Origin of the sequence: Pseudomonas sp. W5-36 (assembly GCF_046540455.1) — a bacterium.
Classification (GTDB): domain Bacteria; phylum Pseudomonadota; class Gammaproteobacteria; order Pseudomonadales; family Pseudomonadaceae; genus Aquipseudomonas; species Aquipseudomonas graminis_B.
Map to the genome: position 1 here is coordinate 87876 of NZ_JAXCIQ010000001.1, position 12506 is coordinate 100381.

The 12506-nt window shown below is 63.4% G+C and carries 9 protein-coding genes; 5 read left to right on the plus strand and 4 right to left on the minus strand.

Going from position 1 to position 12506, the window contains the following annotated elements; genetic code table 11:
- Nucleotides 1-32: 32 nt before the first annotated feature.
- The 3 genes from SLW74_RS00350 to cra form a co-directional block, all read right to left on the minus strand.
- Nucleotides 33-482, minus strand: a complete 450-nt coding sequence (locus tag SLW74_RS00350; RefSeq protein ID WP_065990139.1) for a low affinity iron permease family protein — start codon at nt 480-482, stop codon at nt 33-35.
- A 93-nt stretch (nt 483-575) separates the two neighbouring features.
- Complete coding sequence (locus tag SLW74_RS00355) at nt 576-1355, minus strand: TatD family hydrolase (RefSeq protein WP_192132394.1); 780 nt, start codon at nt 1353-1355, stop codon at nt 576-578.
- Between the two features lie 5 nt (nt 1356-1360).
- Nucleotides 1361-2356, minus strand: coding sequence for a catabolite repressor/activator (gene cra / locus SLW74_RS00360; protein ID WP_065990136.1), 996 nt, complete (start codon nt 2354-2356; stop codon nt 1361-1363).
- A 352-nt stretch (nt 2357-2708) separates the two neighbouring features.
- Here cra and ptsP point away from each other — a divergent pair, with 352 nt between their 5' ends.
- From ptsP to SLW74_RS00385, 5 genes are all read left to right on the plus strand, one after another.
- Entirely contained in the window at nt 2709-5570 is a 2862-nt protein-coding gene (gene ptsP, locus SLW74_RS00365; RefSeq protein WP_410927822.1) for a phosphoenolpyruvate--protein phosphotransferase, read from the plus strand.
- Nucleotides 5570-6508 (plus strand): 1-phosphofructokinase, encoded by a 939-nt coding sequence (gene pfkB, locus SLW74_RS00370; protein ID WP_410927823.1) that lies wholly within the window; start codon nt 5570-5572, stop codon nt 6506-6508. Before ptsP ends, pfkB begins: the two co-directional genes overlap by 1 nt.
- A gap of 16 nt (nt 6509-6524) precedes the next feature.
- On the plus strand, nt 6525-8255 hold the full coding sequence (locus SLW74_RS00375; RefSeq protein ID WP_192132392.1) for a PTS fructose-like transporter subunit IIB: 1731 nt from the start codon (nt 6525-6527) through the stop codon (nt 8253-8255).
- A gap of 517 nt (nt 8256-8772) precedes the next feature.
- On the plus strand, nt 8773-10335 hold the full coding sequence (locus SLW74_RS00380) for an alkaline phosphatase D family protein (protein ID WP_410927824.1): 1563 nt from the start codon (nt 8773-8775) through the stop codon (nt 10333-10335).
- Between the two features lie 125 nt (nt 10336-10460).
- Complete coding sequence (locus SLW74_RS00385) at nt 10461-11402, plus strand: AEC family transporter (protein ID WP_133776254.1); 942 nt, start codon at nt 10461-10463, stop codon at nt 11400-11402.
- Nucleotides 11403-11423: 21 nt separating this feature from the next.
- On the opposite strand, the gene SLW74_RS00390 is transcribed toward SLW74_RS00385, so the two are convergent.
- Nucleotides 11424-12476: a calcium/sodium antiporter gene (locus SLW74_RS00390; RefSeq protein ID WP_065990122.1), complete on the minus strand. Its 1053-nt coding sequence runs from the start codon at nt 12474-12476 to the stop codon at nt 11424-11426.
- Between the last annotated feature and the right edge of the window lie 30 nt (nt 12477-12506).

Below are 12506 nucleotides of genomic sequence, written 5' to 3' on the forward strand. Positions count from 1 at the left end.
CTGGATCACGGTTCATGTGGCAGTGAGCGTGCTCACGAAGAAGTCACTGCAGCCGCTGAAGATTTAGCGGATGTACCGGCCTCCTCACCCGCCTCAGGCTCAGGCTCCGGAAACGCCTCGGCGTGATCAAACTCAATGCCTTTGCCCATCGCCTTGTACTTCTTGCGCAGCGCGTGCAGTTCCTTCTGGTTGAGATTATCCAGGCTCAGTACGGCGTTCTGTGCATCTTTGGTCACGCGCAGCAGTTCGTCGATTTTGATATGCAACTCATCGGTATCGCGGTTCTGGGTGTTCTGGATCAGGAAAACCATCAGGAAGGTGATGATCGTCGTGGACGTGTTGATGATCAGTTGCCAAGTGTCGTTGTAGTGGAAGAGCGGCCCGGTCGCGGCCCACACGCAAATCAGCGCGATTGCCACCAGGAAGGTTCGTGGGCTGCCGGACCATCGCGACAAGGCCTGCGCGAACTTCGAGAATTTCATTAACGGGTTTCCTTTGTGAGCCTAGAGAGGTACCCAAGGGACCACGCTGCGTCTTTGAAATTTCTTCTTACAACATGAAATCGGCGACAGACTTCAGACCCAGCCGAACACTTCGCACGCGTTGGCGGTGCTCGCTGCGGCCAGCGTGTCGGCAGGGATTTTCATCAGCTCGGCGATGGCGGCGCAAATGTCGGGGAGATGCTCGGGGCTGTTGCGCATGCCCGGAAACATCGCCGGCGCCATGTCCGGCGAGTCGGTTTCCAGCACGACGCTGTCCAGCGGTAACTCGGCGATCACCCGATGCATGCGCAAGGCCTGCGGCCACGTCGCCGCACCGCCCAGCCCCAGTTTGTAACCCAGCTTGATGTATTCCCGCGCCTCTTCGCGGCTGCCGGCGAAGGCGTGAACGATACCGCAGCGCTTGAGCCTGAAACGCTTGAGCGCGGCGAGGGTGTCGGCATGGCTGCGGCGCACGTGGAGCAGGGCGGGGAGGTTGAAGTCCGCTGCCATCTGCAACTGCTGGTCGAGCAAGGCCTGTTGTGGCGGGCGGTCCAGGGATTCGATGTAGTAATCCAGACCGATTTCGCCCACGGCGCACAGTTTGGGATGCCCGGCCAGACGCGTCAGCCAGTCGCGCAGTTGCTGCACATGCTCGGGCTGATGCTCTTCCAGGAACACCGGGTGCAAGCCCAGCGCGGCGTACACCGACGGCTCACTGAGCGCCAGATCCCACACTCGCTGCAGATTGCGCTGATACACGCCCAACACCACGAGGCGCTCCACACCCAGCTGCCGGCTGTTGGCGAGTACGTCGTTGCGGTCGGCATCGAAATCGTCGAAATCCAGGTGTGTGTGGGTGTCGATCAGTCGCACGTTGCTTACGCCTCGTGAATCCGCTGCTTGAACGTCCGCACAATGGCATGCACGCCCGGTTCGTACTGGTCCTGCTCAATGGCCGACAGGGCCAGGGCCAGGGCTTTTTCGGCGATCAAGTGGTGCTGTTGGGCCATGGCATTGACCGGCAGCGGCAGGAAATCCAGCAGTTGCGTGTCACCGAACGTGCCCAGGTGAAGTTGGTCCGGGTTCAGGCGCCGCTGGTGCAGCAGGTCGAACACCCCTTGCAGCAGGACGTAGGACGTCGTGATCAGCGCGTCCGGGAAATAACCCAGCCGATCGAACATATCGCTGGCCAGTTGCAGGCCGCAGTCACGGCTGAACGCGTCGCCGTGCTCGCTGATGACCGAGCCTTCGAAACCCTCCAGCGCGTCTTCGAAGCCCTTGGCCCGCGCCTTACTGACGCTCAGCTCGGGCTGCGCGCCAAGCAAGGCGATGTGTCGGGGTTTTATCTCCAGCAGGCTGCGGGTCAGTTGCTGGCTGGCGTCGTGGTCGTCGCTGACCACCGAGCAGAAGTGTGCCGGGTCCATCTCCCGGTCGATGGCGATGACTGGCGTTCCTTGCTGCTGCAGCGCGCGATAGCTGTCATCGCTGGCCGGCAGGCAACTGGCGACGAACAGTGCATCGCAGCGTCTCGCACGAAACAGCTGCAACAACTGCAACTCGCTGATGGGATCGTCGTCTGAACTGGCGATCAGCAATTGGTAGCCGCGCGCGCGAGCGCCCTGTTCCAGTTGCTTGGCGATGCGCGCGTAGCTGGGGTTTTCCAGGTCCGGCAGGATGAAGCCCAGTGTGCGGGTATGCCGGCTGCGCAGCCCGGCCGCCTGCGGGTTGGGCCTGAAGCCATGGGCGTCGACCACCGCGCGCACGCGCTCGACCGTTGCACTGCTGATGCGTTGCTGTTCGGCCTTTCCGTTGATCACGTAGCTGGCCGTGGTCACAGAAACACCGGCCAGACGCGCAATATCACTGAGTTTCAAGCCGGGCATCCTTTCGTGATGAGAAGCAAAAGTGGGAGCTGAACTACCGTGGCAGGGATTTTCACCGATTAACAGCCATCATGACAGCAGACCGTCGCCTCGTAGGAAGCTTGTGACCTGCACGGGATGTTTCCTACACGATTCGACCGGATGAGCTTCAAACCGCCGGAATTATCAAGTAACGTGCGCGGCACTTCAGATTAAACGATTCAGCAGGCCTGTTTATGGCACTTTTTGCCCAATCGGACCTCTGAATGCCGCATTCAATATTCGCAAACCGTCAGTCATCGGTGTGTACGACCGGTCCTACAACAAGAATCTGGCGCGACCCCGCGCAGCACAGGAGAACGCAATGCTCGAGCTGACCATAGAGCAAATTTCCATGGACCAGTCGGCGGTGGACAAGCCCGCCGCGTTGCAACTGCTGGCTGACTTGCTCGTCGCTGACGGCCTGGTAGCTGCCGGCTACCTTGCAGGCTTGCAGGCGCGCGAGCAACAAGGCTCGACCTTTTTGGGGCAGGGCATTGCCATTCCCCACGGCACGCCAGAGACCCGCGACCAGGTGTTCGCCACCGGCGTGCGCCTTATGCAATTCCCCGAAGGGGTGGACTGGGGCGACGGGCAAATGGTCTACCTGGCCATCGGCATCGCCGCCAAGTCCGACGAGCATCTGCGCTTGCTCCAGTTGCTGACCCGCGCACTCGGTGAAAACGACCTGGGCGAAGCGTTGCGTCAGGCGAAGGACCCCGAGTCGCTGCTCAAACTGCTGCAGGGTGCGCCACAAGAACTGGCCCTCGATGCGCAGATGATCAGCCTGGGCGTCATGGTCGATGATTTCGAAGAACTGGTCTGGCGCGGCGCGCGTCTGCTGCGCAAGGCCGAGTGTGTGAACAACGGCTTCGCGGCGGTGCTGCAGCAGGTCGAGCCACTGCCGTTGGGCGAAGGCCTCTGGTGGCTGCACAGCGAACAGATGGTCAACAAGCCCGGCCTGGCGTTCGTCACCCCGGACAAACCCATGCGTCATCTGGGCCAGTCGCTGACCGGCCTGTTCTGCCTCGCGAGCTTGGGTGAGTCCCACCAGGCGTTGCTCGAACGTCTATGCGCGTTGCTGATCGAAGGTCGCGGCCACGTACTGGGCGAGGCGACCAGCAGCCGCGCCGTGCTTCAGGCATTGGGCGGCGAAGTGCCGCCGGACTGGCCGAGCGAGCGCGTGACCCTGGCCAATGCCCACGGTCTGCACGCGCGTCCGGCGAAAATCCTTGCGCAGTTGGCCAAGGGTTTTGAGGGCGACATCCGCGTGCGCATCGTCGATGGCACCGAGAATCCGGTGTCGGCCAAGAGCTTGAGCAAGCTGCTGAGCCTCGGCGTGCAGCGCGGTCAGTCCCTTGAGTTCATTGCCGAGCCGACCATTGCCGCCGATGCCTTGCCTGCGTTGATCGCCGCAGTGCTCGAAGGTCTGGGCGAAGAAATCGAACCGTTGCCGGCCCACAGTGAGCCCGCACCCGCCCCGACGATTGTTGAGAAAACCCTCAGCGCGCCGGCTGCGGGCACTCACATCCAGGCCGTTCCTGCGGCGCCCGGCATCGCCGTCGGCCCGGCCCACGTGCATGTTCTGCCAGTGTTCGATTACCCGGCCCAGGGCGAATCGCAAAGCGTTGAGCACGAACGTCTGCACAGCGCGCTGGCGCAGGTGCGCCTCGACATCGAGCAATTGATTCAACGCAGCACGGCGAAGGCCATTCGCGAGATTTTCGTCACTCACCAGGAAATGCTCGCCGACCCCGAACTGGTCGACGAAGTGGCGCAGCGCTTGAAACAAGGCGAAAGCGCCGCTGCGGCATGGATGAACGTGATAGAGGCCGCCGCCCGTCAGCAGGAACAGCTCAAAGATGCGCTGCTGGCGGAACGTGCCGCTGACCTGCGGGATGTCGGTCGCCGCGTATTGGCGCAGATCTGTGGCGTCGAGGACCTGGTTGAGCCGGAAGAACCGTACATTTTGGTGATGGATGAAGTCGGCCCGTCCGACGTCGCACGTCTTGACCCTGCCCGTGTCGCCGGCATTCTCACCGCGCGCGGCGGCGCTACGGCCCACAGCGCCATCGTTGCCCGGGCGTTGGGCATCCCCGCGCTGGTCGGTGCGGGCGATGCGGTATTGCTGATCAAGTCCGGCACGCAACTGTTGATCGACGGCCAGCGCGGGCGTCTCGACGTCGCGCCGGACGACGCGACCCTGAAGCGCGCCTTGCAGGACCGTGACACCCGCGAGCAACGGCTCAAGGCTGCCGCTGCCCTGCGCATGGAGCCTGCGATCACCCAGGACGGCCACGCCGTTGAGGTCTTCGCGAACATCGGTGACAGCGCCGGTACGCCGGCAGCGGTGGAGCAGGGCGCCGAAGGGATTGGCCTGCTGCGCACCGAGTTGCTGTTCATGGCCCACAGCTCCGCGCCGGATGAAGCGACCCAGGAAGCGGAATACCGTCGCGTGCTCAAAGACCTCGACGGTCGCCCGCTGGTGGTTCGCACCCTGGACGTCGGCGGCGACAAACCGCTGCCTTACTGGCCCATCGATAAAGAAGAAAACCCGTTTCTCGGCGTGCGCGGCATTCGCCTGACCTTGCAGCGCCCGGATATCATGGAAATCCAGCTGCGCGCATTGCTGCGTGCGGCAGACAATCGCCCGCTGCGCATCATGTTTCCGATGGTGGGCACCGTCGAAGAGTGGCGTCAGGCCCGCGACATGACCGAGCGTCTGCGTCTGGAGATCCCGGTGGCCGACCTGCAACTGGGCATCATGATTGAAGTGCCATCGGCGGCGTTGCTGGCGCCGGTGCTGGCGAAGGAAGTGGACTTCTTCAGCGTCGGCACCAACGACCTGACCCAGTACACAATGGCCATCGACCGCGGTCACCCGACCCTGTCTGCCCAGGCCGATGGCCTGCACCCGGCGGTGTTGCAACTGATCGACATCACCGTGCGCGCGGCCCATGCCAATGGCAAATGGGTGGGGGTCTGCGGCGAATTGGCCGCCGACCCGCTGGCCGTGCCGGTGCTGGTCGGTCTGGGTATGGATGAATTGAGCGTCTCGGCGCGGAGCATCGGCGAAGTCAAAGCCTGCGTCCGTGAATTGAATCTGATCGAAGCCCGGAAACTTGCGCAGGCGGCCCTGGCCGTTGGCAGCGCGGCGGACGTGCGTGCCCTCGTGGAGGGGCTGTAATGGCGAAAATACTGACATTGACCATGAACCCGGCGCTGGACCTGACCGTGCAGTTGGGCCCCTTGCAGATCGGCCAGGTCAACCGCAGCGACGCCATGCTCAGCCACGCGGCGGGCAAGGGCATCAACGTCGCCCAGGTGCTGGCTGATCTGGGCCACGAGCTGACCGTTGCCGGTTTCCTCGGCGTGGACAACCAGCAACCGTTCGAAACCCTGTTCGCCAAGCGCGGCTTCGTCGACGAATTCGTGCGGGTGCCGGGCGAGACGCGCAGCAACATCAAGCTGGCGGAAAGCAGCGGGCGCATTACTGACCTCAACGGCCCGGGCCCGGAAGTCAGCCCGCAGGCGCAACAAGCGCTGGCCGCTCGGGTCGAGCAGATCGCGTCGGGTTTTGATGCGGTGGTCGTGGCCGGCAGTCTGCCCCGTGGCGTCAGCCCCCAGTGGTTGAAAACGTTGTTGCTGCGCCTCAACGAGATGGGCCTGAAAGTGGCGCTGGACACCAGCGGCGAAGCGTTGCGCGCTGGACTGGAAGCGTCGCCGTGGATGATCAAACCCAACACCGAAGAGCTGGCCGACGCCCTTGATGCGCCGATCATTTCCATCGCCGCGCAAGCAGAGGCCGCAGCCGACCTGCGCCAGCGCGGCATCGAGCACGTGGTGATTTCCCAGGGCTCGGAAGGCGTTCATTGGTTCAGTTCCAACGTGGCCTTGCAGGCATTGCCGCCCAAAGTCACCGTCGCCAGCACCGTCGGCGCGGGTGATTCGCTGCTGGCCGGGATGGTTCACGGCTTGCTGTCTGGGCACAAACCCGAGCAAACCTTGCGGACTGCCACGGCCATTGCGGCCATGGCCGTCACTCAGATCGGCTTCGGCATCAATGATCCGGCGCAATTGAAACGTCTGGAAAGCGGCGTCAACGTCCGCGTCCTGACGGCATAACAAGAGAGGAAGTGTGATGAAGTTAGCCATCGTTACGGCCTGTCCGAACGGCAAAATCAGCAGCGTCCTCAGTGCCCGTCTGCTGGATGCGGCGGCCCAACGCCAGGGTTGGAGCACCAGCGTCGAGATCCACGATCCGCGTCATCCGGAAAAGCAACTGTCGCCGGGCGACATCGAAGCGGCGGACTGGGTGTTGGTGGTCAACACCGGCGCGCTGGACTTGACGCGTTTTTCCGGCAAGCGCCTGTATCAGGCCACGCCCGCACAGGCGTTGCAGGATGCCGACGGCTTTCTGCGTTCAGCGTCGGCGCTGGCGACCGAGCACACCGCGACTTCCGCCCCGCCTGCCACGTCCAGCGCGCAGCCGCGTCTGGTGGCGGTGACGGCGTGCCCGACCGGCGTTGCCCACACTTTCATGGCCGCCGAGGCGATTCAGCAGGCGGCGAAAAAGCTTGGCTATGACCTGCAGGTGGAAACTCAGGGCTCGGTCGGTGCACGTAATCCGCTCAGCGCCCAGGCCATTGCCGACGCCGACGTGGTGCTGCTGGCGTGTGATATCGAAGTCGCTACCGAGCGTTTCGCCGGCAAGCGCATCTATCGCTGCGGCACCGGTATTGCGCTCAAGCAGGCCGACGCGACGCTGAAAAAAGCGCTGGCGGAGGCGGAGGTTGAGTCCACGGCTTCAACGTCCAAGGCGTCCTCCAAAAAAGAGAAGACCGGTGTCTACAAACACCTGCTCACCGGCGTGTCTTTCATGCTGCCGATGGTGGTGGCCGGCGGTTTGCTGATTGCTCTTTCGTTCGTGTTCGGCATTCACGCGGCCGAGGAACCGGGGACATTGGCGGCTGCGCTGAAACAGATCGGCGCGGGCGCGGCGTTCCAGTTGATGGTGCCGTTGCTGGCCGGGTACATCGCGTATTCCATTGCCGACCGTCCGGGCCTTGCGCCGGGAATGATCGGCGGTCTGCTCGCCAGCACCCTGGGCGCCGGCTTCATTGGCGGGATCATTGCGGGATTCTTGGCGGGCTACAGCGCCTGGGCGGTGAATCGCTACGCGAAGCTGCCGGCGAGTGTCGAAGCGCTGAAGCCGATTCTGATCATTCCGCTGCTGGCGAGCCTGTTCACCGGTTTGGTGATGATCTATGTGGTGGGCAAGCCGGTCGCCGGCATGCTCGAAGGGCTGACCCACTTCCTCGACACCATGGGCACGGCCAACGCGGTGCTGCTCGGCGTACTGCTGGGCGCGATGATGTGCGTGGATCTGGGTGGGCCGATCAACAAGGCGTCCTATGCATTCTCCGTGGGCTTGCTGGCCTCCAGCAGCGGCGCGCCGATGGCCGCGACGATGGCTGCCGGCATGGTGCCGCCAATTGGTATGGGCATCGCGGCCTTGATCGCCCGGCGCAAGTTTGCCCAGAGCGAGCGTGAAGCGGGGAAAGCGGCCTTCGTGCTGGGGCTGTGCTTCATCTCCGAAGGCGCGATTCCGTTTGCCGCGAAAGACCCGCTTCGGGTGATTCCGGCGAGCATCGCGGGCGGCGCGCTGACCGGTGCGCTGTCGATGTTCTTCGGCTGCAAACTGATGGCGCCCCACGGTGGGTTGTTCGTGCTGCTCATTCCGAACGCAATCAACCATGCGCTGCTGTACCTGCTGGCGATCGTGGCGGGCAGCGTCGTGACCGGCGTGCTGTACGCGCTGCTGAAACGACCTGAACCGGCAGAACTGGACGCGGTGCCCGCCGGCGCGTAACCGCTGGCGCTTCCCGGCTATAACCGGTTCCACGGGATGCGCGCGATGCTTTTAGTGGGACCGGCTTCAGCCGGGAAGAGGCCGGTGTGCCCGCCATCAGAACTTTGGTGTGACTACCGACGCCTTCCCGGCTAAAGCCAGTCCTACAAGTGTGCGGTCCGGCTTCCGGAGATGTGTCGGATGTTCGGGCCTCTTCGCGAGCAAGCTCGCTCCTACAGAAGGCTGAGTGCGCCCCGGATTTCCGCGGCGGAACACGATCAATTGTAGGAGTGAGCTTGCTCGCGAAAGCGATATCCCAGGCGCTGAATGTGTGTCGGATGTTCGGGCCTCTTCGCGAGCAAGCTCACTCCCACAGGGACCGGGCTTGGCACTGGATCTTGTGCCAGAACAGACAACACTCGGCACTGGATCTTGTGCCAGACACAGACAACACTCGGCCTGTTCACTTCCCTGTCATCTCCTGCAAACAATCCGCTGCTAGCTTCCTCCTTTTGGCATTCCCTTGAGGAGGATAAACATGTCCCGGTTCGACCTGACTCGCCGCCGTATCATCCAGGCCGCTGGCGCCGGATTGTTGTTGCCGGGGCTTGCGCCGGCGGTTATTGCGTCGGTCAAGGATCGCCCGAAAATGACCGACGGCGTGCAGTCCGGCGATGTGCTCGGCGACCGTGCCATGGTCTGGAGCCGCAGCGACCGGCCTGCGCGGATGGTGGTCGAATGGGACACCCGCAGCATGTTCAGCAACCCCCGCCGCACGGTCTCGCTGCTCGCCGACCCACGCACCGACTTCACCGCGCGCGTCGAACTGACCGGCCTGCCGGCGGATCAAGCCATCTTCTACCGCGTGTTCTTCGAGGACGCGCAAACCGGCGTCGCCAGCGAACCCTGGTTCGGCCATCTGCGCAGCGTGCCGGTCAATCGCCGCAACATCCGCTTCGTCTGGAGCGGCGACACCGTTGGCCAGGGCTTCGGCATCAACCCCGAGATCGGTGGCATGCGCATTTACGAAGCCATGCGTCTGCGCCTGCCGGATTTCTTCATCCACAGCGGCGACACCATTTACGCCGACGGCCCGGTGCCTGCCGAAGTGGTCACCGAGGGTGGGCGTGTCTGGCGCAACATCACCACGGAAGAGAAGAGCAAGGTCGCCGAAACCCTCGACGAATACCGCGGCGCCTACCGCTACAACCTGATGGACGAAAACCTGCGGCGCTTCAACGCCGAGGTCCCGCAGATCTGGCAGTGGGACGACCACGAAGTGACCAACAACTGGTCACCGAGCAAGCAGCTCGACGACCGCTACAAGGTCAAGGACATCCAGCTGTTGGCGGCGCGCGGGCGACAGGCGTTCCTCGAATATGCGCCGATGCGCCTGCAGAGCGCCGACAACGGCGGGCGGGTCTATCGCAAGATCGCTTACGGCCCGATGCTGGACGTGTTCGTGCTCGACATGCGCAGCTATCGCGACGGCAACGACGCCAATCTGGCCGACAAGCCCGGGCCGACCACTGCCTTTCTGGGCCGCGAGCAACTGGATTGGCTCAAGCGCGAACTTCAAGCCTCTGGGGCTCAGTGGAAAGTCATTGCCGCTGACATGCCCATCGGCCTGGGCGTGCCCGACGGCGAGATCAGCCCCGGCGTGATGCGTTGGGAGGCCATCGCCAACGGCGACGACGGCGCGCCGAAAGGCCGTGAACAAGAAGTCGCCGAACTGCTGGGCTTCCTGCGCCAGCAGAAGGTCCGCGACACCGTCTGGTTGACGGCTGATGTGCATTACTGCGCGGCGCACCACTACCAACCCGATCAGGCGGTGTTTCAAGATTTCGACCCGTTCTGGGAGTTTGTGGCCGGGCCTTTGAATGCGGGCAGTTACGGGCCTAATACTCTGGACAAGACCTTCGGGCCCGAGTTGGTATTCCAGAAGGCTCCGCCAGCGCAGAACACTTCACCCTTCGCCGGCTTCCAGTTTTTTGGTGAGGTGAACATTGACGGCCAAAGCGGGGAAATGACCGTGACACTGCGGGATCTGGACGGGGTTTCGGTGTTTGAGAAGAGGCTGCAACCTGCCAGCCAGGCCTGACGCCCCGACAGGCAACGCGGTCCGGCTTATTGATCAGTCGTACGATAACCAGGTAATTGCCGGTAACACTTCCCGCGCCGCTGGCCTATCATTAGGCACCTAACGACGGCTCAGGGTTGGCGTGCATGCTGGCAATCTTTCTGGAAACCCTGAACATCACCGCGCCGGTCTTCGCGATGCTGTTTCTCGGCGTGTTGCTCAAGCGCGTGGGCTGGATCAACGACAGCTTTATCCACACCGCCTCGTCGCTGGTGTTCAACTGCACCATGCCGGCGCTGCTGTTTCTGGGGATCATTCACGCTGACCTCCACGCGGCGTTTCAGCCGGGCGTGCTGATCTACTTCATCGTCGCCACGCTGGCGGGTTTCGCGTTGTCGTGGGGGTGGGCCATTTACCGCGTGCCGTTCGCCGAGCGTGGGACTTACACCCAAGGGGCGTTTCGCGGCAACAACGGCGTGATCGGCCTCGCCCTGGCCGCGAGCATGTATGGCGACTACGGCATTTCCCTCGGTGCGATCCTCGCGGCGCTGGTCATTCTTTTCTACAACACCCTGTCCACCGTCGTGCTGGCGGTCTACAGCCCGGTGATCAAGTCCGACCCGTGGAGCATCACAAAAAGCGTCATGGCCAATCCGCTGATCATCAGCATTGTCGTCGCGGCGCCGTTCGCCTACTTCCAGATCCCGCTCCCCAAATGGCTCGATACCTCCGGCAGCTACCTGGCGCAGATGACCCTGCCGCTGGCGCTGATGTGCATCGGTGGCACGCTGTCTTTGAAGTCGTTGCGAGAGAGCGGCACCTTGGCGATCAGCGCGAGCCTGATGAAGATGGTCTGGCTGCCGCTGATCTGCACGCTGGGCGCGTGGCTGCTGGGCTTTCGACATGCGGAACTGGGGATTCTGTTTCTGTACTTCGGCGCCCCGACGGCATCCGCCAGTTTCGTCATGGTCCGCGCGGCCAACGGCAACCACGAGCTGGCCGCGTCGATCATCGTCATGACCACCCTGGCAGCAGCGGTCACGACCAACGTCGGGATATTCATTCTGCAGTGGGGCGGGTGGATTTAGTCTTAGTAGGCCTGTCGCCCATCAATGCTGACGCCGCCACGCCCGCACCGTTCCCACGACGATACACAGCGCAATCACCGGCAGCGCGTAGTGAATCATCAAACGCTCCAGCCGCTCGGCCAGGGGCATGCCCGTGGTAAACGACACGATGTGCAGCCCGTACACCGCGTAAAGCCCGAGCAACAACAGCCCCTCCAGCCGGGTGATCCGATACCCCGAATAGAACAGCGGGACGCACAGCGCCGCGACGCCCAGCATCACCGGCAAATCAAAATCCAGCGCATTGGGCGAGATCGACAACGGCCCGGTGGAGATCAACGCCGTGATGCCGAGCACGCCCAGCAGGTTGAACAGGTTGCTGCCGATGATGTTGCCCACCGCGATATCCCGCTCGCCGCGCAATGCCGCGACCAGCGAGGTCATCAACGCCGGCAGCGAGGTCGCAACCGCAATCACGGTCAGGCCGATGACCCGCTCCGACAGGCCCAGATCCAGGGCTACCGAAACCGCCGCGCCGACGAGAAGGTGACTGCCGAACGTCAGCAGCGCCAGGCCGCAGGCCATCAGCGCCAGCCGGCCCAGCATCGGCCAAATGCGTCGGCGCGGTTCAAGGTCCGTTCTCGCCACATGCCGCGCGCCGTGGGCGAACTGACGGACCACGACGAACAGATACGCCGCCATGCCCATCAACAGCACGACGCCATCCAGCGCGCTCAGCTCGCCATTCCACGCCAGCGCTGCGACCAGGGCGGTGGCCGCAATCATCAATGGCAAATCGACGCGCACCAGTTGCCGGGCCACGCGCAGCGGGATGATCAGTGCGGACAGCCCGAGCGTGACCAGCACGTTGAAAATATTGCTGCCAATGACGCTGCCGACCGCAATGTCGGTGCTGTCAGTGAACGCCGCTTGCAGCCCGACCGCGAGTTGCGGGGCACTGCTGCCCAGCGCCACGACGGTCAGGCCGAGGAACAGCGGGCGGGTTTTGAGCAGGGCGGCCAGGGCCACAGCGGCGCGCACCGACAGTTGTGCGCCGATGATCATCAACAGCAGGCCGCAGGCCAGCTCGATCAGCGTGGGCAGGGGCAGATTCGTTAGGGCAAG

Coding starts and splice junctions, on each gene's coding strand:
- pfkB (WP_410927823.1), top strand. CDS start 5,570: ATGGCGAAAATACTGACATTGACCATGAACCCGGCGCTGGACCTGACC.
- SLW74_RS00375 (WP_192132392.1), top strand. CDS start 6,525: ATGAAGTTAGCCATCGTTACGGCCTGTCCGAACGGCAAAATCAGCAGC.
- SLW74_RS00380 (WP_410927824.1), top strand. CDS start 8,773: ATGTCCCGGTTCGACCTGACTCGCCGCCGTATCATCCAGGCCGCTGGC.
- ptsP (WP_410927822.1), top strand. CDS start 2,709: ATGCTCGAGCTGACCATAGAGCAAATTTCCATGGACCAGTCGGCGGTG.
- SLW74_RS00385 (WP_133776254.1), top strand. CDS start 10,461: ATGCTGGCAATCTTTCTGGAAACCCTGAACATCACCGCGCCGGTCTTC.
- SLW74_RS00350 (WP_065990139.1), bottom strand. CDS start 482: ATGAAATTCTCGAAGTTCGCGCAGGCCTTGTCGCGATGGTCCGGCAGC.